The following is a 19,295-nucleotide window of genomic DNA, read 5'->3' on the forward strand; positions in this document are numbered from 1 at the left end:
GGGAGTGTGCGTTGGGGTTACTGGATACCCTGGCTGGCCAGGTAGTCTTCGTAGTTGCCACGGAAGTCGACGATCTCGTCTTCCTTGACCACCAGGATGCGGGTCGCCAGGGACGACACGAATTCACGGTCATGCGACACAAAGATCAAGGTGCCGGCATACTTGTCGAGGGCGATGTTGAGCGACTCGATCGATTCCATGTCCATGTGGTTGGTGGGCTCGTCCATCAGCAGCACGTTGTGACGGCCCAGCATCAGCTTTCCGTACATCATGCGGCCCTTTTCGCCGCCCGAGAGCACCTTGACCGATTTCTTCACGTCGTCGCCCGAGAACAGCAGGCGACCGAGGATGGAGCGCACCGCCTGGTCGTCGTCGCCTTCCTGGGTCCACTGGCCCATCCAGTCGGTGAGGATCTCGCCGGCGGCGAACTGCTCGGTCGGATCCTGGGGCATGTAGCCGACATCGGCGTTCTCGGCCCACTTGACCACGCCGTGGTCGGGATGCAGGCCGGCCACGTCGCCACCGATGCAGCGCAGCAGCGTGGTCTTGCCGGCGCCGTTGGCACCGATGATGGCGATCTTCTCGCCGGCCTCGACCATGATGCTGAAGTCCTTGAAGATCGGACGGTCATAGGACTTGCCGATGGCCTGCGTTTCCACCGCCAGGCGGTGCAGCTTCTTCTCGCCCTCGAAGCGCACGTAGGGGTTGACCCGCGACGACGGCTTGACGTCCTCGACCTTGATCTTGTCGATCTGCTTGGCACGCGAGGTGGCCTGGCGCGCCTTGGACTTGTTGGCCGAGAAGCGGCGCACGAAGTCCTGCAGTTCGGCGACCTTTTCCTTGGCCTTGGCGTTGACCGCCAGTTGCTGCGCGCGCGCCTGCGACGACGCCAGCATGTATTCGTCGTAGTTGCCCGGGTAGACCTTCAGCGTGCCGTAGTCCATGTCGGCCATGTGGGTACAGACCTGGTTCAGGAAGTGGCGATCGTGGGAAATGATGATCATCGTGGAATTGCGCTCGTTGAGCACGTCTTCCAGCCAGCGGATGGTGTCGATGTCCAGGTTGTTGGTCGGTTCGTCCAGCAGCAGGATATCGGGGTTCGAGAACAGCGCCTGCGCCAGCAGCACGCGCAGCTTCCAGCCGGGCGCCACGTTGCTCATGGGGCCGCTGTGCTGCTCGATGGGCACGCCCACGCCCAGCAACAGCTCGCCGGCGCGCGCTTCGGCGGTATAGCCGTCGTATTCGGCGAACTTGGCTTCCAGGTCGGCCGCCTTCATGTAGTCGTCGTCGGTCGCGTCCGGGTTGGCATAGATGGCGTCGCGCTCGCTCATGGCGGCCCACATCTCGACGTGTCCCATCATGACCACGTCGAGCACCCGCATTTCCTCGAAGGCGAACTGGTCCTGGCGCAATTTGCCCAGCCGTTCGTTGGTGTCGAGGCTGACATTGCCGCCACTGGGTTCGAGGTCGCCGCCCAGGATCTTCATGAAGGTCGACTTGCCGCAGCCGTTGGCGCCGATCAGGCCATACCGGTTGCCGTCGCCGAACTTGACGGAAATGTTTTCAAACAACGGCTTGGCGCCGAACTGCATCGTGATATTGGCTGTTGAAAGCACTGCGAAACCTTTTTCTGAATTGAAACTGGCGCGGATGCGGCCATGACCGGCACTGCCCCGATCTGCCACCACGCGCGCGAAACCCTGCATCTTACCATCGCGAGCCGGCCCCGGCTTGCCTGGCGGGCAAGTCGCCCATTTTATTTCCGCACGGCAATCGATGCTGCCATACGCACTACAATGGCGGGATTTTAACGGAGCCCCGGCGCTCCAAGCTGCTTTGCAGCCTCCACCCTCGACGCATGAAAACAAGCACAACACTGATCGGCACGGCCGTGCTGGCGCTGGGCCTGGCCCACGGCGCCCAAGCGGCCTACAACGTCTGGACCAACGAATACACGCTGTCCCGGCAGGACCTGCAGGGCGCGATCGCGCCGCAGTTCCCCCGCAAATTGAAGTACATGGACCTGTTCGACGTGACCTTGAGCAATCCGCGGCTGGCCATGGATGCGCCCAACAACCGGCTCAGCACGGTGGTCGATGCCCAGATCGCCAACCAATGGCTGTTGTCGCGCCCGGTCAACGCGGTGCTGACCATGAGCAGCGGCTTCAAGTACGACGCGCCGTCGCGCTCGCTGCGCCTGGACGCGCCCCGGGTCGACAATGTCGATTCGAAAGACGTGCCGCCGCAGTACGCCCAGCAGTTGAGCGCGCTGGGCAATGCCGCCGCCGACCAGCTACTGCGCGACTATGCCGTCTACACATTCACGCCCGAGCAGTTGCAGATGAACGGCAAGCGCTTCGAACCCGGCAAGATCACGGTGATCCAGGACGCCGTGAAGGTCGAGATCATCGAGCAGTAAGGGTCGGATAACCCGACAGGGTCAAGGTGAAACCGTCGGCGCCGCGACTGTCGAGGACGGCATGGCCGCCCACCGGCAGCGTCACCAGGTCGCGCACGTGGCCGAAAGGCAGGCCGGTGACGATGGGCGTGGCGATGCGAGCGCGCAAGAACGCCAGCATCTCGGCAAAGTTATAGCCATTGTCGATCTCGGCCAGTCGGTAGCTGGCAAAGTCGCCCAGCACGATGGCCTGCTGGCGCGCCAGGATGCCGGCATGCTCCAGTTGCAGCAGCATGCGCTCGACCCTGAACGGATGTTCGTTCACGTCTTCCAGGAACAGCACCCCGCCCTCCACCTGCGGCATCCAGGGGCTGCCGACCAGGTGCGCCACCATGGCCAGGTTGCCACCCCACAGCATGCCCTCGCATTGCAGCGCGGGGCTGTCGGGATCGGTACTGCGGTCGCCCGCGCTGCCGCCGCGATGCGAATCGATGCTCACCCCGGGCGAACGCAGCGTGTTCCAGAACTGGCGCAGCGCGTCCCACTGCGGCTCGGTCGCGCCGAAGTCGCCATTGAGCATGGGGCCGGCGAAGCTGCTCGCGCCGGCCTTGAGCAAGGCCAGGTGCAGCGCCGTGATATCGCTGTAGCCGACCACCAGCTTGCCGCTGGCGGCCAGGGTATCGAGCTCGAGCAGCGGCAGGATGCGCGAGACCCCGTACGAGCCGCGCAGCGCCAGGATCACCTGCACCTGCGGATCGGCGGCCGCGGCCATCAGCTGCGCCGCCCGCGCGGCATCGCTGGCGCCGAAGCGCAGGTAGCGCTGCTCGTGCCGATAATAGTTGCTCACGGTGCAACCCATCGCCTCGAGCAAGGCCACGCCGCGGTCGACCGCGGCCGGGTCGGGCGCATAACCGCTGGGCGCTACGATGGCAACGTGGGTGCCGGGCGGCGCCAGCATGGCGGGGCTGTCTGCGGATCGGGTCATGGCCGTGCGTCCTCGTGTTGGTCACCACTGGCGGCGAGCTGTCGCTGCTGCTTCGATTGCGCGCGACGCATGGCGAAGAAGTCGCGCAGCAGCTGCCCGCATTCCTGTTCCATCACGCCGCCCTTGAGCGCCGTATGGTGATTGAGCTGCTCGTGCTGGAACAGGTTCACCACCGAGCCGCAGGCCCCGGTCTTGGGGTCGGTCGCGCCATAGACCACCCGCTCCAGGCGGGCATGCATCATGGCCCCGGAGCACATCACGCAGGGTTCCAGCGTCACATACAATTCGCAACCCGGCAGCCGGTAGTTGCCCAGCTTCTCGGCCGCCTGGCGCAGCGCCATGATCTCGGCGTGGGCGGTCGGATCGTGGCGTCCGATGGGATGGTTGAAACCGACGCCGATGACTTCGCCATCCTTGACCACCACCGCGCCCACCGGCACCTCGCCCAGCGCCCAGGCGCGATGGGCCTGTTCCAGCGCGGCGGCCATGTGGCGCAACTCGTCGGGCCCGACGGCCTGAGGCAGTTCGCTCATGGTCCTAGTCGGAAGTGACTTCGGCCCAGCAATTGGGCGTTTCGTGCAGCACCACCTTCTGCAGGTGCAGGCCGGTGCCGTAGCGGTCCTGGTAGGCCGCCTTGAGAATGTTGAAGGCGGTGCGTGCCAGGTTCTCGACGGTCGGGATGCTGTCGATCACCACCGTCTTGTGCCCCGGCAAACTGGCCAGGAAGTCGCGCACCGGCCGGTCTTTCTCGTATACCAGGAATGCGTGGTCCCAGACATCGACCAGGTGCTGCTTGGCCAGCGCCTTGATATCGGAAAAGTCCATGATCATGCCGTTGTCGGAATTGCCCTCGATATCGATCACGGCACCGGTCAGGGTGATCTCGAGCGTATAGCGATGGCCATGCAGGTTGCGGCACTGGCTCTTGTGGTCGGGGATGCGGTGACCGGCATCGAATTCGAGTTTGCGGGTAATGGTGAGCATGAAGGGTCTGGATCAGGGAATCTGCAGCAGCTTGTGGGTCTGGATGCTCAGCTTCCACTTCGGGTTGTCCTTGACCATCTGGATGGCCATGGTGGTATTGGCGGCGGCGTCGGGACCATCCATCGGTTGCAGCAGGAAGTGGGCGAAATCCAGCTTCTCGTAGTCGGCCAGCGGCTGGCCGGCCTGCGGCACCACCACCTTCAGTTCGCTGCCACGGGTGACCTTGAGCTCGGCTCCCATCTTGGGACTGACGCAGATCCAGTCCACGCCCTCGGGCACGGCAATGGTGCCATTGGTCTCGATGGCAATCTCGAAGCCGACCGCGTGCATCGCCTCGATCAGCGGGCCGTCCAGTTGCAGCAATGGCTCGCCGCCGGTGAAGACCACGTACTTGCTGGGTGCATAGCTGGCCGGCCAGAGGCTGTCGATCATCGCCGCCAGCGCGCTGGCCGACTTGAACTTGCCGCCGTTCTCGCCGTCGGTGCCGACGAAATCGGTGTCGCAGAAACGGCAGGTGGCGCTGGCGCGGTCCTGCTCGCGCCCGGTCCACAGGTTGCAACCCGAAAAACGGCAGAACACGGCAGGACGGCCCGCATGGGCGCCCTCGCCTTGCAGGGTATAGAAGATTTCTTTGATGCTGTAGGTCACGATAGTGGAGTGGCGCCGCGAACGGGCCCGAAAGAAAACAGCAGTCGGCCACGCCGATATCATCGCAAGCGACCGATATCGGGGCAGGTTTCTCGACCGCCCAAGGGCGGCATTATAGCCGCTCGGGCGCGCCCATGCAGCCGGCGGGCACCGACACCGTCGCTGTGCTGTTGTTTTTGGCCAGTCGATGATGTCACGGCGGCAATGGTCGGATTCCCGACGCACAGGGCCGATATGCCGCTCTGCAGCCATGTCCATGCCCGTGATGACGCCCGTTTGCAACGCCAGGACGGCAGCATCGATCAATCCCTGTTAGCATTCGCCGCCAATTACCTCGCCAAGTAATGCAAGGATGCCAGTAAGCCAATGAATCAGATCAGCAAGAAAATGACGATGTCGCGCCGCAGCCTGCTGCTCGGCGGAATCACCCTGCTGGGCAGCTACGTTGCCCTGTCGAGCCTGCCCTCGTGGGCCGTGCCGCAAGAAGACGCGGCCTTGCAGGCGCAGTTCATGCGCCTGTCCAACCTGCTGGTCAATCACCGCCTCGACCCGGCCGTGGGCGCGCGCATCCTGGCCGTGGCCACGCAGGAACACACCGGCCTGCCGGCCATGATGAGCCAGCTCATCGGCATCGCCGAGGCGCGCAAGGCGGTGGTGGTGGAAGACTTCTTTGGCGATATCCCCGAAGGCCCGCTGCAGACGCTGGCGCACTGGATCATCTTCTGCTGGTACACCGGCAGTTCGTCGGCCAAGCGCGACGCCCGGGTGTTTACCTACGAACAGGCCCTGACCTACCAGACCACGGCCGACGTGGTGGCCATTCCATCGTACGGCCTCAGCGGGCCCAACCGCTGGAGCCAGGTTACCGTGGCGCTGGCAGACATGCCGCGCTTCTGAACGCACTTTACAGCCCGAGTCAATTCGTATGAACAGCAATAGCAACGCCGACGTCATTATCGTCGGCACTGGCGTGGTCGGGGTCCTGATCGCAGAACAACTGCTCGACGCCGGCATCTCGGTCCTGATGCTGGAGGCCGGCCCGCGCGTGGCACGCTCGGAGATCGTCGAGAACTTCCGCAACCTGCCGCTGGCGCTCAAGGGCGATCCGTCGTCGTGCTACCCGCCCCGTCCCTGGGCGCCGCACCCGATGCCTTCGAGCGACAAACCGGAAGACCAGTACCTGGAACTGACCGGCCCCGACAAGTACGCCCAGACCTTCATCCGCTACGCCGGCGGCTCGACCTGGCACTGGGCCGGCACCTGCTGGCGCCTCACGCCGGACGACATGCGCCTGCATTCGCGCTATGGCGTGGGCCGCGACTGGGCCTTCGGCTATGACGAACTGGAACCCTACTACACCCGCGTGGAACACAAGCTGGGCATCTGCGGTCCGTCCGATCCCCAATTGCAATGGCCGCCCCAGCGCTCGCAGCCCTACCCGATGCCGGCCCTGCCCTTCAGCCCCGGCGAACAACGCTTCACCGAGGTGGTCAAGGCGCTCGGCTATCGCAACATCCCGACCGCCCAGGCCCGCAACAGCGGCATGCCCTACGACGACCGCCCTGCCTGCTGCGCCAACAACAACTGCGTGCCGGTGTGCCCGGTCGGCGCCAAGTACGACGCGGCCACCGCGCTGGGGCGACTGGAAGCCAAGGGCGCCACCATCCTCACCGATGCCGTGGTGTACCGGGTCGACACCGATGCCCGCAACCAGGTCGAGGCAGTCAACTACTTCGATGCCAACAAGCAGACCCACCGCATCAGCGGCAAGATCTTCGTGCTGGCCTGCAATGGCATCGAAACCCCCAAGCTGCTGCTGATGTCGGCCAACAGCCGCAACACGCGCGGCCTGGCCAACAGCTCCGACCAGGTCGGTCGCAACATGATGGACCACCCGCAGCTGACGATGACCCTGACGCTATCCGAGCCGTACTGGTCGGGCGTGGGCCCGGTGGTCAACAGCGGCATCATGGAAACCTCGCAAGGCGACTTCCGCTCCGAGCATGCCGGCGCCTACTTCCGCTATAACAACTTCGCCCGCAACCGCTTCGTCACCTTCGGCGCCTTGAAGAAGGGCCTGGTGGGACGTGCGCTGGACGAGGAAATCCGCCGCATGTCCGGCTGCACCGCCGACATCGTGCTGGCCCACGAGGTCTTGCCCGATCCCGACAACCGCCTGACCCTGTCGTCCAGGAAAGACTGGCTGGGCCTGCCGCGCCCGGCCATCCACTACGATGTGGGCGACTACACCCGGCGCTCGGCCGAGACCTACTCGTTGCCGATCGGCAAGCGCATCGCCGAGGCGATGGGCGCCATCGATATCAAGGTCAGTCCCAAGTTTGCGCAGAGCAAGCACATCATGGGCGGCACCATCATGGGCACCGATCCGGCCAATTCGGTGGTCGACGCCGAATGCCGCGCCTATGACCACCAGAACCTGTTTCTTCCGGGCGGCGGCGCCATGGCCAGCACCGCCTGCGGCAACAGCACCATCAGCATGGCAGCGCTGGGCCTGAAAGCGGCCGACGCCATCGTGCGCCAGATGCGCAAGGCCTGAGATGAAGACACTAACGAACTCCCTCCTGGCCGCCCTGTTCTGCACCGCGGCCCTGACCGCCCAGGCCGATACCGCCAGCGACGCCGAGCGCGCCGTCATCGAACGCGGCCGCTACCTGGCGGTGGCGTCGGACTGCATCGCCTGCCACACCGCGCCACGCGGCAAGCCGATGGCCGGTGGCACCCCCATCGCATCACCGGTGGGCACGATCGTGGCCACCAATATCACGCCCTCGAAGCAGTTCGGCATCGGCAACTATACCGAGACGCAATTTGCCGACGCCTTGCGCCGGGGCGTGCGTGCCGATGGCGCCAGGCTGTATCCGGCGATGCCCTACACCGCCTATTCGGTCATGACCGATGCCGACATCCACGCGCTGTACCGGTACTTCATGAAGGCGGTGGCGCCGGTGGACCAGGCCACGGCCGAGACCCGCCTGCCCTTCCCGATGAACATCCGCACATCGATGCGCGGGTGGAATGCGCTGTTCCTCAATGACAAGCCGCTGCCGCCGGCCGACGGCCGTAGCGAACAATGGTTGCGCGGACGCTACCTGGCCGAAGGCCCCGCGCATTGCAGCACCTGCCACACCCCACGCGGCTTGCTGATGCAGGAAAATCTCGACCTGCAGCTTTCCGGGGCCCAGGTCGGCCCTTGGTATGCGCCCAACATCACGCCCCACAAGACCAGCGGCATCGGATCGTGGAGCCAGGCCGAGCTGGTGAGCTACCTCAAGACCGGGCGCGTCGAGGGCAAGGCGCAAGCCGCCGGCAGCATGGCCGAAGCCATCACCCACAGTTTCAGCCATCTCACCGACGACGACCTGCAGGCCATCGCCGTCTACATCCGCGACCGGCCGGCCATCGGCGACGACCAGGGCCAGGCCCGGGGCAACCGCTTCGAGCAGGGCAAGGCCGGCAATGCGCTGGCCGGTTTCCGGGGCATGCCAACCGGCGCGGCCACCGATGAAGAGGTGCCCGGCGCGCGGATCTTCTCGGCCAGCTGCGCGTCATGCCACGGCTATAACGGCCAGGGCACCAAGGACGGCTACTACCCGAGCCTGTACAGGAACTCGGCGACCGCCGGGGTCAATCCCAATAACCTGATCGCCACCATCCTGTATGGTGTCGAGCGCGACACCGACAGTGGCGGCCACGTGTTCATGCCGCCCTTCGGCAACCAGCCCAACGCCCTCAATTCCCTGAGCAACGATGATGTGGCGGCGCTGTCGAACTACGTGCTGAAGTACTACGGCAATGCCGGCGTAAAGGTCACGCCCCGCGAGGTCGAGGTGATCCGCCAGGGTGGGCCCCGCTCCAGCCTGCTGCTGGCAGCGCGCATCGGCATGGCGGTCGGCGCCCTCCTGGTGCTGGCACTGCTGGTGTGGCTGCTGGCGCGCAAGAAGCGTGTGCGCCCGATCAACGAAGACGACTGGAAGTAGGACCAACTGCCACGACGGCACGGCGAGATGCGCCGTTGCGACTGGTTCGCAACGGCGTTTTTTTTGGGCAGCGGCAAAACAGCTCATCTTCATCTCATCTGACACCGGGTGCCGGAAAGCTCCTATTTTTATCGGCCGGTGGCTTCCCTATGCTAGCGGTGCTCTGTACGCCTGTACGCCACGTTCAGGCCAATCAGTCCCCTCCCCCGCAAAGCCACCGATGAAAGTCCGCCATGCCGACCAAGAAAGAGAACGCCCCCGCATCAAAAACCCCCGCCAAGAATAATAAAACCGCGCCCGGTTCCGGTTCGCTGCTGAGCACCGTATCGGGCCCGGCCGACGGCAAGGCCCCCTTTTCGGCGGGCGAACGCTCGCCCACGGCCCTGCTGCAAAAGATCACCGGCACCAATGCGCTGGCCGCGGCCCAGGAAGCCAACGCCAACAAGCCCGGCGAATATGGCGCTGAAAACGCCATCGCGCCCGCCGGCGCCACCGTGCCCGCACCTTCGCCGGTGGTGACCGGTTCCACCGTCAGCGAAGCCGAGGCCTCGGACAAGGTCGGGGATGGCACGCCGACGCCCGGCGTCAATGCGCTGGCCGCCTCGCTCGACCGCGTGCGCGCCGACGACAGCGAGCAAGCCCTTACCAGCAACCAGGGCGTGCCGATCGCCGACAACCAGAATTCGCTCAAGCTCGGCTTGCGGGGCCCGACCGCGATGGAAGATTTTCTGCTGCGCGAGAAGATCACCCACTTCGACCACGAGCGCATCCCCGAACGCGTGGTGCATGCGCGCGGTTCGGCCGCGCATGGTTACTTCGAGTGCTATCGGGCGCTGACCGACATCACCTGTGCCGCGCCGTTCGCCGAAGATGGCAAGCGCACCCCGGTATTTGCACGCTTTTCGACCGTGGCCGGCGGCGCCGGATCGGCCGACACGGTGCGCGACGTACGCGGCTTTGCCGTCAAGTTCTACACCGACCAAGGCAATTGGGACCTGGTGGGCAACAACATCCCGGTGTTCTTCATCCAGGACGCCATGAAGTTTCCCGACCTGGTGCATGCCCTGAAGCCGGAACCGCATTTCGGCATGCCGCAGGCGTCCAGCGCCCATGACACCTTCTGGGATTTCGTCTCGCTCATGCCCGAGTCGACCCACATGCTGCTGTGGCAGATGTCGGACCGCGCGATCCCGCGCAGCTATCGGATGATGCAAGGTTTCGGCGTGCATACCTTCCGCCTGGTCAACGCCGAAGGCCGGTCCGTATTCTGCAAGTTCCACTGGACCCCGAAAGCCGGTACCCATTCGCTGATCTGGGACGAAGCCGTCAAGATCGGCGGCGCCGATCCCGACTACCACCGCCGCGACCTGTGGGAAGCGATCGAAGCCGGTGCCGCCCCCGAATGGGAGCTGGGCCTGCAAGTGTTCTCGGAAGAAGAAGCCGAGGCCATGCCGTTCGACATCCTCGACCCGACCAAGATCGTGCCGCAAGAGCTGGTGCCGGTGGTGCCGGTCGGGCGCATGGTGCTGAACCGCAACCCGGACAACTTCTTTGCCGAGACCGAGCAAGTGGCCTTCTGCACCGCCCACATCGTGCCGGGCATCGACTTCACCAACGACCCGCTGCTGCAAGGGCGCATCCACTCCTACCTCGACACCCAGATCAGCCGGCTGGGCGGCGTCAACTTCCACGAGCTGCCGATCAACTCGCCACTGCGCGCCGTGCACAACAACCAGCGCGACGGCATGCACCGCCAGACGATCAATCGCGGTCGCGTGTCGTACGAGCCTAACTCGCTGGGCGGCGGTTGCCCGTTCCAGGCGGGTGCTGCCGGCTTCCACAGCTTCCCGCAGCCGGTAGAGGGCGACAAGACCCGCGCCAAGCCCGAGAAATTCGCCGACCATTACTCGCAGGCCACGCTGTTCTGGAAGAGCCAGACACCGGCCGAGCAGATGCACATCATCAACGCCTTCCGCTTCGAGCTGACCCGGGTGCAGACCCCGGCGGTGCGCGAGCGCGTGGTGTCGTTGCTGGTCAATGTGGACGCCACGCTGGCGCAACAGGTGGCCGACGGCCTCGGATTTGCGGTCCCCAAGGCAGCCCCGGTGCTGGTTCCGGCGCAGGCCGACTACACCGAGTCCCCGCCCTTGTCGCTGACCTCCTACCCGGGCGAGGAAGGCATTGCCACGCGGCGCGTGGCGATCCTGGTGGCCGATGGCGTCGATGACGCCGGCATCACCACCATCTATGAGCATTTGTTGAAGGAAGGTGCGGTGCCGCGCCTGGTGGGCCAGAAGCTGGGCCCTGTCAACACATCGCAAGGCAAGCAGCTGCAAGCCGAGATCACCGTCTCGGCAGGACCTTCGGTGCTCTACGATGCGGTGGTACTGCCGGATGGTGAACAGGCATCGACGCTGCTGGCGGCCGACCCGCAGGTAGCCGAATTCGTGCGCGACCAGTACCGCCACTGCAAGCCACTGCTGGCACTGGGCAGCGCCACGGCCATCATCGACGAGGCTGGCTTGCCGGATGTACTGCCCAATGGCGATGACGATATGTCGCTGGTCATCGGCGAAGCGGCAGACCTGCCGGAATTGCTGGCCCAGTTCGTGACCGCCCTGGCCGGACCGCGCGAACTGGGACGAGAAGCGCTGGCCTGATCGGCTGTTGTAGCGCTTGATCGGTCGCGGTTCCGCTACCTCCATGGTAGCGGAACCGTGTGTGTAATGATCCAGCCAAACCTCTTCAATCTATGCGGCTAATGCAGGTACCTCAGCCAGGGTCTTCACACCAAGTGCCTGATCAACTATCGATAAGGTAATGATCTGCGAGTTGTTTGCATACTTATAGTACGATCAGCCTTGCTGATCCAACCTCCTCAAAACGCTATAAAAATCCCGCCAGCGCTACAGAGAGAAAATAATCAATGTCCCCAAAAACGATCCGACACATTTCTTGGCAAACATGCTTAAGGCCGAGCAGCATGCCAACATCACGACCGCTTGTTTATTGAAAAATAGCGTTCTATTAGCAAATTACCTTCCCGCTTCCAACCCAGATCGGGATTCGTGACTGTGCGCCGCAATCGCTTTTCAAAGTTGTCTCGCACGATATTTGGCCGCAACAATTTTGGATTGATAATCGTACAGAATTGGGCAGCGGAACGAATTGCGGAAGTAACGGTATCAGAGAGTGCGACTAGAAGAACAGCATCGGTGTTAGTGTCGAGCTCTGCCGTTATTGATTCCCCCATCGCTCCCAAGCCAATAACCACATATGAATCTGGCCGACCAATCTGTAGAGACAGCCTCGAAACATCAACGGACTCAGGCCAATGATGCAGAACACGTGCTAGCAGCGCAGTGAAATCAAGGTCAGCCTCAGCTTTACTCATTTCCTAATCCTCCCATCAGGCCAGATACTGTTCGGCATCTTACCCGTTTCCCCAAGACCTTCTATCTGGCCAACGCTTCCACTGAGATCAGTCGCCCTCTCGCCCGCCTGATTTGTCCTATAGCTGTTCCAAATCGAGCTGGCCTCTAGATGTTGCATCGCACGTTTCCTCCATGAAAACCTGTGCCGCTGTTTGTATAAGCCAAACACCGCAAATACATGTTGTTAAAATTTTTATGAATTCAGGCCAGTGGCAAAAGAATACAAGGCTAAAACATGGCAACTACAGCGCTAGATAACTATTCAGTATTTATAACAATTTCGCGAAGAACGAATTGACCAGTTAGATCGAACCACAAAAACTAGCTGCCTTTCGAGCCCTCCAAAATGACGCCTTTGGACAATAAATTAAACGCAATCAAGGACCGTCCGCAGAAGTGTTTCTCGATCAGGCTCGCTTATATATTTAGACGGAATGTCACCGACAACTCCCCGCATGAAGTGCAAAAGGATTTTTTTACGCTTGGCTTGCGATGCCGACTGCCATTCCGCAAAATCAATATTTCGCTTTATCGCATAAGAGTTTTCTTTCTTTTTGAATCTTTTTGCACCTTGAACCTTCGCCAAACTTGGGTTGAGAACAACTGGAATTAACAGGATACTCGCCAGTGAAAAGTCTTTGCTGAAAGCTGATTTTCTAGCCGCATGTCTCATTTTCTGAGAATAGTCAATGATCAATCTACTATCCACATCAAACGAGCTCACTGGAGATATCGTGAAATTAAAAGTTGCCGAGTCACCCTCCGTATCGAGGGGGGCTCCCGCCTCGGTCAAGTTCTTGATTAACCTCGCACCTGCTTTACTCATTGTTCCCTAACATTGTTGGATGCCATGCGCCATATCATTAAACATGTACGCGAAGGCCGCTGTAACTGCTCCGCTCTCAAACTTATCTTCGCCCAAAACTGCTCCGAGACCACCTGTGGTGGTTAAGTAATTCCGGACACCTCGATAGGTTCTGGCTATCTATGAATTTCGATCTCTTCATGTGTAGAACTCCTCGGTCAAGAATATTTTATTGCTGACGACGCTGGTTTTAAGGGGGAGATTAATAGCTCCTAGCCATTACCAGGATTGCATAAATGGAGTCATCTGGGTATTGCGTCACTCTGAAAGCAGAAAGCACAATTCGCGCTATACAGGCTGAACAGGGAAAATTTGATCTGTTTCTTATTTGTACTTTTGAATGGACTCAAGCAAATCCCGGAAAAAATTCTCTGTTAGTTTAGCGCCATATAGATCTGATACTTGCATAAACCTATAGCACTCAGACACGCGCTGCTCCGCCAAGTCAAATCCCGATTTTGTACATGACACCAAATAGGCGATTTGGCAAAAGCGAGCAAAATAACTGGTGTTAAATTTCCATTCAAAAGGGGGGATATCTGACAGATAAACATCAAGCAAATTTTTCTCAGATCGCACCGGCAATAGCACCTGTTCCTTAAATAACTTAAACGGACCTGAGAATAGAGTCATCAAATCGGACTCTTTTGTGTCTTTACTTAGGCGATAGTTTATTGATTCCCATATCATCGGCAAAGTAAACCAGCAATAGGGCCTCTCTTTATTCATCTGTTCTATCGCGAATTTTATTTTGCGTGAAAAATTCGATATCTCATTTAAAAAAATAAGCGAATAGCTGGGGAGTTAAAACCAAAGTCAAATTCATATCTTTGTGTCCATGAAAGATAACGCACTGCTATAAGTGCTTCGACATCGGTACCGTAGCTATCATTACAAACAAAATAACTTTCCGTACTTGAATTAATTTTCTGCCCGGGAAGGAGGGCAAATCCGAAGCTTTCCAACTGCTCAATTAGTGCGCGGTGTTTTTTCATTTGACCTTCAAACCAGGAATAACATCTAGGGTCACGCCTTTTAACCTTAAGGCCGATTGCAATGCCGCGCTTTGAAAAGATGTAGGAATATTTCCCATTCCAACCCCAACATAGCCAAAAGATGTGATTATTCCCCACCTAGAGCTTGCGCCATCATCATATACGGCAATATCAAAGGCCACCTGTTTGGCGTTCAAGTTAAAAAATCCCAAAATTGATGTTTTCACCTCAACGCCGACTAATTGCCCGTCCGGATCTCTGGCTTTTACAACGACCAGCGGCCGCATCAGGCCCTTGGTATGAAGACCCCGGCTGAGGCATTTGCGTTAGCCGCATAAAGTGAGCAGGTTTGGCTGGGTCATTACAACGGCGCGCGTTTCTGGTCCACTGTAGTGAAACCCAGTTCGCGAAACTCGAAGGCAACCCGACGGACATGTTCTGAAATGGGCATTTTCTATTCCCGCTGCCGAGTGTCATGATTGCGTCGGGACGATTGCGCTTTGCCCTTCACCGCCGTCTCATCTCCGGTGGCAGCGAGCCCAGCGCGATCAACTTGTCCGGCAACGCCAGCCGCTCGATGAGGCGACGGGCATCGAATGGGGCGCGAACCTTTATGTCGTTGTCGAAATAGCAATAGATATCGCGCTGCGCGCGTCGCGGTGGCGCCGCGTCGAGCACGCGCCGGCCATTCTCAGGCTGCTTGCCCACCGCCCACGCGCCGATGCGCTGCGTCCAGTCGTCGATGGCCTGGTCGCTGTAGCCGCTCTCGTAGAGGCGCTTGTCGCCATGCAGGCGCAGGTACAGGAAGTCAGCCGTGACGTCCTGCAATGACGGCCATTTCTTGGCGGCGTCGGCTACCACCAGCGCCACCTTGTACTTGCGCAGCAGGCGGATGAAGACTGGGTCGACGAAGCTGTCGTGGCGGATCTCGACGGCATGGCGCACGCGGCGCTGCCGGTCGACCTCGAGCTGGACGCGGCCTTTCATTCGGGGCTCATGGCCGCGGGCCAACGCCTGCGCCTGCTCGGTGTCGTGCGGCAACAGCGCCAGGAAGTGCTCCATCAGCTCTGCATCGAACACGAAGCTGGGCGGGAACTGCCACAGGAACGGGCCCAGTTTTTCGCGCAGGTTGAATACGCCAGAGGCAAACACGTTGGCCAGGGCCGATTCGATGTCGCCGCGCAAGCGCAGCGTATGGGTGATGTAGCGGTTGCCCTTGTGGCTGAAGACAAACCCTGCCGGCGTGCTGTCATACCACTGCTGGTAGCTTTCCGGGCGCTGCAGGGCGTAGAACGAACCGTTGAGTTCGATGCTGGGCAGCGCACGCGACGCATAGCCGAGCTCGTCGGCCTGCCGCAGGCCCTCGGGATAGAAGCTGCCGCGCCACGGCGTGTAGCGCCAGCCGGAAATGCCGATGTGGATCTTGCCCATGATGGCCTCGTGGTTGGACGTGGCCCTGTGTGACTGCCAGGCTCAGAATTGGTGCCAACCGGCGCCCAGCACCAGCGGATTGGGCAAGGCGCAGCGCCGCTGCCGACCGTCGTTGGGCCACAGCTGCATGCGCAGCATGGCTGGCGTCGACCAAGGCATATCGAGGATCGCGTCGCGCTCGCGCTGCCAATGCCCGAGCTCGACCCCGGCCCGCACGGCATCGAAGCAGCGCGAGGTCTCCTCACGCAGGATCTGCCACAGCACGGTCGAGCGCGGCAGGTATTGCTGCGTCAGCGCCAGCGCCAACGGGTGCAGGTGACGCATGAAACAGGTATCGATCAATCCCGCCCGCGCAGCCATGCCGCCACCCGGAACCTGCGGCACCCGCTCTGCCGCGTCGACTTCGCGCATCAGCACAAACAGCGGCCGACCGCCGGTGTCGAACAGCATCAGGCAGCGCTGCGCATCTGCCGACAGCACCACGCCGTGCCGCAGGTACAAGCCGATCGCCGGCTGCAGCAGCGCGGATGCATAGGCGCCGAACCAGGCGGCGACGACGGCGCCATCCGGGCGACGACCGCCCTGCTCCAGCAGTTCGCACACCAGCGGTCGGCCGTCGACAGGCCCCTCGGCCACCAGGCTGGCGCCGCAAATGGGTAGCAGGCCTTCGGCACGATCGAAGCCGATGCCCTGGCCCGACATGCCTGCCCAATGGTCCAGCAGCAGCGCCATCTCACGGGGCGAGCAACTATGACGCAGGCGCTCGATGAGGCCCGCGCCGGCTACCGCCTGCACCTGCGCCAGTACCTCGGTGCGTGCCACGATGGCGGCTGCCTCTGCTCGCATTGCGGCCAGCAGGTCGGCCTTGACCTGCGGCAGCCGGACGGCGCAACTGGCGTCGCCCTCCAGGAGCAACTCGAGCAACCCGACCGGGTCATTGCCCGCGATGCGATCGCCATTGCCCAGTACCAGCGCCACCTCGCCACGGCACATGACGGTGCCGGCAGGCGCCACCTCGACCTGCTCGAAGAACAGCAAGGCGGGCCGTTGCCACAGCGGTAGCCAGCCATTGCAGGTGCCGGGTGTCACCACCAGCTTGCTGCGGTCGAGCAGGTCTTCATCGAACAGTGCCCGCACCAGCCGCCGCAGCGTCACGTCCTGCGCCGCCCGCCACGCAGCCTCGGGGGCGCATGCTGAAAGATCCTGGTCGGTAGCGCCCATTTCCGTTGGCTCGCAAGTCGTTGAACAGACATCACGATAGAAATAGCCGGCAGGGCCACCAATAGAAGTTATGCGATTAATTGTGAGGATCTCGACGGCTCTGCCGGAAGCGTGGGTTACAAGCGCATTGAATTAATGTCGACGCGCCGAAGAAATACCGCCATGCGCACTGGTATCGGGCCCATCGAGACTATCCTGCGGGGCCCATTGCCCCATTGCTCCATTCCCCATTGAAGCCCCACTTGCTTGCCTCCCCTGGTTTTCCGCTATGGACGACATCGAAAAAACAATCGCCCTGGAACTGATCCACCAGGCCTGCGGACTGGAAGGACATCGATTCACTACCGACTTTCCCATCCCCGCCGAGGCCTGGCTGCTGTTTGCCCGGCGCCGCCGCTTCCACCGCCCCCACGCCCTGTTGCTGACCCCGCACCTGGAAGCCGGCATCAGCGGCCTGCGCTCGGCCGTGGCACGGCTGCTGCCGGCGCTGGAGCGGGCCGAGGGCGAACGCTACATCGCCACCAACGAATCCCATCTCCTGGTGGGTCTCGACTTCTACGACCTGCTGGCCTTGTTGCCTGCCACGCGCTGGTGGCAGCAACACATCGCCAACGCTTTCGGGCCGGACCCAGCCGCCCACGCCGCCATGATCGCCTGCGACTGGCTGCGCAGCGATGCACTGGCCGGGCAAGTCGGCCGCGCCCTGGTGCAGTCGATCAAGGACGCCGCCAGCCTGAGACGATTTGGCGATATCGGGCCGCGGCTGGTCGCCGCCGAGGGCCACGCATGGAGCACGGCCCAGCACGCGGCGCTGGCCGGCCTTTTGAATATCGCCTGCCTGCAGCTGGCCCTGTCGCTGCTGGGCATCAGGAGGCCGGTCCCCAATCTGGAGCTGGGCGTTGCCCGCAAGGCGGCGCGGGTGTTGTCGGTGCTGGCCCGGTGTCTGGCCGGCTATCGCGCCCACCCGCATAGCGTACCGGGGCGCGACGGACGGCACCCCGCGCTGTGGCAGGTGTCGTGCAATCGCGCGGCCGAACATGCGGTGCTGGCCAGCCGCAAGACCATCAAGGCCGACGCCGCGATGCGCTTGTTCGATACCGGCGGCCGGGGCATCCGGTGGGCGGTGATCGATTCCGGCATCGACGCCCGGCACCCGGCACTGGCGCGCCCCGAGCAGCTGGACCCTGCGCACCACATCCGCGACGGCCTGTGCCTGCCATCGCTCTCGCGGGTGATCAGGACATTGGACTTCACCCGGCTGGCCGCGATCACCAGCGGCCGTGTTCCGCCGGCGCTGCTGGCGCAGTTGCAGCAACGCCATGGCACGGATGCGCAAGACAGGATCGATGCGATCCGCCGCGACCTGGCCCGGGGCCGCATGCTCGACTGGACCGCACTCGAACCACTGCTCGAAGTGGACCAGTCGGACCCGGCGCACTATATCGCGCCGGTCGACCAGCACGGCACCCATGTGGCCGGGATCATCGCCGCCAACTGGCAGACCACCACCTACCAGGCGCCCCCTGCCGGCCCGTCGGGCGCACGAACCGCGGCCACGGGCCCGGTGGCGCCTGCCACCCCGCCCGAGCTGCTGCACCTGGGTGTGCTGCACGGCGTCTGCCCCGAGATCGAATTGCTGGACTTGAGGGTATTCGACGGCGACCACGACAGCGACGAATTCGCCATCCTCGGCGCCTTGCAGTATGTCCGCTTCCTGAACCAGAGCAAGGACCGGCAGTACGTACATGGGGTCAATCTGTCGTTGTCGCTGCGTCACGACGTGCGCAACTACGCCTGCGGCAATACCCCGGTGTGCCTGGAATGTGATCGGCTGGTAGGCGCCGGCATCGTGGTGGTGGCCGCCGCCGGCAACCTGGGCTACCAGCGCGGCCAGGCGCACGCCCAGCCCGATGGCGCCTATCGCAGCCAGGGCATCACCGATCCCGGCAACGCCGCTGGCGTCATTACCGTGGGCGCCACCCACCGTTCGGACCCGTACCAGTATGGCGTGTCGTATTTTTCCAGTCGCGGTCCCACCGGCGACGGCCGCTGCAAACCCGACCTGGTGGCGCCCGGCGAGAAGATCGTCTCGACCGCACTCGACGCGGGCGTGGCCACGATGGACGGTACCAGCATGGCCGCGCCGCATGTATCGGGGGCGGCGGCGCTGCTGCTGTCGCGCAATAACGAATTGATGGGCAAGCCGGCCACCGTCAAGCGCATCCTGTGCGACAGCGCTTCCGACCTGGGCCGGGAGCGTTCCTTCCAGGGCGCCGGGCTGCTGGATGTGCTCCGGGCACTGCAATCGGTATGAGTCGGCAAGCAGGGAAAATCGC

General features: G+C 62.3%; 17 protein-coding genes. 6 read left to right on the plus strand and 11 right to left on the minus strand.

Annotation, left to right across the window (positions count from 1 at the left end):
* Nucleotides 1-17 precede the first annotated feature (17 nt).
* On the minus strand, nt 18-1,616 hold the full coding sequence (locus PMI40_RS12740) for an ABC-F family ATPase (protein WP_081496459.1): 1,599 nt from the start codon (nt 1,614-1,616) through the stop codon (nt 18-20).
* Between the two features lie 242 nt (nt 1,617-1,858).
* Here PMI40_RS12740 and PMI40_RS12745 point away from each other — a divergent pair, with 242 nt between their 5' ends.
* Nucleotides 1,859-2,419, plus strand: a complete 561-nt coding sequence (locus PMI40_RS12745; protein ID WP_008115945.1) for a DUF1439 domain-containing protein — start codon at nt 1,859-1,861, stop codon at nt 2,417-2,419.
* Here the strand turns inward: PMI40_RS12745 and ldcA are convergent.
* The 4 genes from ldcA to queE are packed head-to-tail and all read right to left on the minus strand — an operon-like array spanning nt 2,406 to nt 5,015.
* On the minus strand, nt 2,406-3,383 hold the full coding sequence (ldcA, locus tag PMI40_RS12750) for a muramoyltetrapeptide carboxypeptidase (RefSeq protein WP_008115947.1): 978 nt from the start codon (nt 3,381-3,383) through the stop codon (nt 2,406-2,408). The genes PMI40_RS12745 and ldcA overlap by 14 nt on opposite strands.
* Nucleotides 3,380-3,916, minus strand: coding sequence for a tRNA adenosine(34) deaminase TadA (gene tadA / locus PMI40_RS12755; protein WP_008115948.1), 537 nt, complete (start codon nt 3,914-3,916; stop codon nt 3,380-3,382). The genes ldcA and tadA overlap by 4 nt, the downstream gene beginning before the upstream one ends.
* 4 nt (nt 3,917-3,920) lie before the next feature.
* Nucleotides 3,921-4,367 carry a 6-carboxytetrahydropterin synthase QueD gene (queD, locus tag PMI40_RS12760; protein WP_008115952.1) on the minus strand — a complete coding sequence of 149 codons (447 nt, stop codon included), beginning with the start codon at nt 4,365-4,367 and terminating at the stop codon, nt 3,921-3,923.
* A 12-nt stretch (nt 4,368-4,379) separates the two neighbouring features.
* The gene (queE, locus tag PMI40_RS12765; protein ID WP_040501997.1) at nt 4,380-5,015 is read right to left on the minus strand and encodes a 7-carboxy-7-deazaguanine synthase; all 636 of its coding nucleotides are present in this window, start codon (nt 5,013-5,015) and stop codon (nt 4,380-4,382) included.
* Between the two features lie 366 nt (nt 5,016-5,381).
* On the opposite strand from queE, the gene PMI40_RS12770 reads away from it, so the two are divergent.
* From PMI40_RS12770 to PMI40_RS12785, 4 genes are all read left to right on the plus strand, one after another.
* A complete protein-coding gene (locus PMI40_RS12770) occupies nt 5,382-5,912 on the plus strand; it encodes a sugar dehydrogenase complex small subunit (protein WP_008115959.1) in 531 nt (176 codons plus the stop codon).
* A gap of 28 nt (nt 5,913-5,940) precedes the next feature.
* Nucleotides 5,941-7,572 (plus strand): GMC family oxidoreductase, encoded by a 1,632-nt coding sequence (locus PMI40_RS12775; RefSeq protein ID WP_008115960.1) that lies wholly within the window; start codon nt 5,941-5,943, stop codon nt 7,570-7,572.
* A 1-nt stretch (nt 7,573) separates the two neighbouring features.
* Nucleotides 7,574-9,013 (plus strand): cytochrome c, encoded by a 1,440-nt coding sequence (locus PMI40_RS12780; protein ID WP_008115962.1) that lies wholly within the window; start codon nt 7,574-7,576, stop codon nt 9,011-9,013.
* Nucleotides 9,014-9,246: 233 nt separating this feature from the next.
* On the plus strand, nt 9,247-11,673 hold the full coding sequence (locus tag PMI40_RS12785) for a catalase (RefSeq protein ID WP_008115964.1): 2,427 nt from the start codon (nt 9,247-9,249) through the stop codon (nt 11,671-11,673).
* 332 nt (nt 11,674-12,005) lie between these two features.
* Here PMI40_RS12785 and PMI40_RS23880 read toward each other — a convergent pair whose 3' ends face one another.
* From PMI40_RS23880 to PMI40_RS12795, 6 genes are all read right to left on the minus strand, one after another.
* Complete coding sequence (locus PMI40_RS23880) at nt 12,006-12,407, minus strand: hypothetical protein (RefSeq protein WP_157221519.1); 402 nt, start codon at nt 12,405-12,407, stop codon at nt 12,006-12,008.
* A gap of 407 nt (nt 12,408-12,814) precedes the next feature.
* Nucleotides 12,815-13,273, minus strand: a complete 459-nt coding sequence (locus tag PMI40_RS23885; protein ID WP_157221520.1) for a hypothetical protein — start codon at nt 13,271-13,273, stop codon at nt 12,815-12,817.
* An 815-nt stretch (nt 13,274-14,088) separates the two neighbouring features.
* Entirely contained in the window at nt 14,089-14,307 is a 219-nt protein-coding gene (locus PMI40_RS23890) for a hypothetical protein (RefSeq protein ID WP_157221521.1), read from the minus strand.
* Complete coding sequence (locus tag PMI40_RS23895) at nt 14,304-14,594, minus strand: hypothetical protein (protein ID WP_157221522.1); 291 nt, start codon at nt 14,592-14,594, stop codon at nt 14,304-14,306. The genes PMI40_RS23890 and PMI40_RS23895 overlap by 4 nt, the downstream gene beginning before the upstream one ends.
* Nucleotides 14,595-14,814: 220 nt before the next feature.
* Nucleotides 14,815-15,738: a DUF72 domain-containing protein gene (locus PMI40_RS12790; RefSeq protein ID WP_008115966.1), complete on the minus strand. Its 924-nt coding sequence runs from the start codon at nt 15,736-15,738 to the stop codon at nt 14,815-14,817.
* Nucleotides 15,739-15,780: 42 nt separating this feature from the next.
* Nucleotides 15,781-16,959 carry an IucA/IucC family C-terminal-domain containing protein gene (locus tag PMI40_RS12795; RefSeq protein ID WP_008115967.1) on the minus strand — a complete coding sequence of 393 codons (1,179 nt, stop codon included), beginning with the start codon at nt 16,957-16,959 and terminating at the stop codon, nt 15,781-15,783.
* 268 nt (nt 16,960-17,227) lie between these two features.
* Here PMI40_RS12795 and PMI40_RS24190 point away from each other — a divergent pair, with 268 nt between their 5' ends.
* The gene (locus tag PMI40_RS24190; protein WP_008115970.1) at nt 17,228-19,273 is read left to right on the plus strand and encodes a S8 family peptidase; all 2,046 of its coding nucleotides are present in this window, start codon (nt 17,228-17,230) and stop codon (nt 19,271-19,273) included.
* Nucleotides 19,274-19,295: the final 22 nt, after the last annotated feature.

Source organism: Herbaspirillum sp. YR522, from assembly GCF_000282575.1.
Lineage (GTDB): Bacteria > Pseudomonadota > Gammaproteobacteria > Burkholderiales > Burkholderiaceae_D > Herbaspirillum.

Excerpts from the sequence above, each read along its gene's own strand:
- PMI40_RS12745 (WP_008115945.1), top strand. The coding sequence starts at position 1,859 with ATGAAAACAAGCACAACACTGATCGGCACGGCCGTGCTGGCGCTGGGC.
- ldcA (WP_008115947.1), bottom strand. The coding sequence starts at position 3,383 with ATGACCCGATCCGCAGACAGCCCCGCCATGCTGGCGCCGCCCGGCACC.
- tadA (WP_008115948.1), bottom strand. The coding sequence starts at position 3,916 with ATGAGCGAACTGCCTCAGGCCGTCGGGCCCGACGAGTTGCGCCACATG.
- queD (WP_008115952.1), bottom strand. The coding sequence starts at position 4,367 with ATGCTCACCATTACCCGCAAACTCGAATTCGATGCCGGTCACCGCATC.
- PMI40_RS12770 (WP_008115959.1), top strand. The coding sequence starts at position 5,382 with ATGAATCAGATCAGCAAGAAAATGACGATGTCGCGCCGCAGCCTGCTG.
- PMI40_RS12775 (WP_008115960.1), top strand. The coding sequence starts at position 5,941 with ATGAACAGCAATAGCAACGCCGACGTCATTATCGTCGGCACTGGCGTG.
- PMI40_RS12780 (WP_008115962.1), top strand. The coding sequence starts at position 7,574 with ATGAAGACACTAACGAACTCCCTCCTGGCCGCCCTGTTCTGCACCGCG.
- PMI40_RS12785 (WP_008115964.1), top strand. The coding sequence starts at position 9,247 with ATGCCGACCAAGAAAGAGAACGCCCCCGCATCAAAAACCCCCGCCAAG.
- PMI40_RS23880 (WP_157221519.1), bottom strand. The coding sequence starts at position 12,407 with ATGAGTAAAGCTGAGGCTGACCTTGATTTCACTGCGCTGCTAGCACGT.
- PMI40_RS23885 (WP_157221520.1), bottom strand. The coding sequence starts at position 13,273 with ATGAGTAAAGCAGGTGCGAGGTTAATCAAGAACTTGACCGAGGCGGGA.
- PMI40_RS23890 (WP_157221521.1), bottom strand. The coding sequence starts at position 14,307 with ATGAAAAAACACCGCGCACTAATTGAGCAGTTGGAAAGCTTCGGATTT.
- PMI40_RS23895 (WP_157221522.1), bottom strand. The coding sequence starts at position 14,594 with ATGCGGCCGCTGGTCGTTGTAAAAGCCAGAGATCCGGACGGGCAATTA.
- PMI40_RS12790 (WP_008115966.1), bottom strand. The coding sequence starts at position 15,738 with ATGGGCAAGATCCACATCGGCATTTCCGGCTGGCGCTACACGCCGTGG.
- PMI40_RS12795 (WP_008115967.1), bottom strand. The coding sequence starts at position 16,959 with ATGGGCGCTACCGACCAGGATCTTTCAGCATGCGCCCCCGAGGCTGCG.
- PMI40_RS24190 (WP_008115970.1), top strand. The coding sequence starts at position 17,228 with ATGGACGACATCGAAAAAACAATCGCCCTGGAACTGATCCACCAGGCC.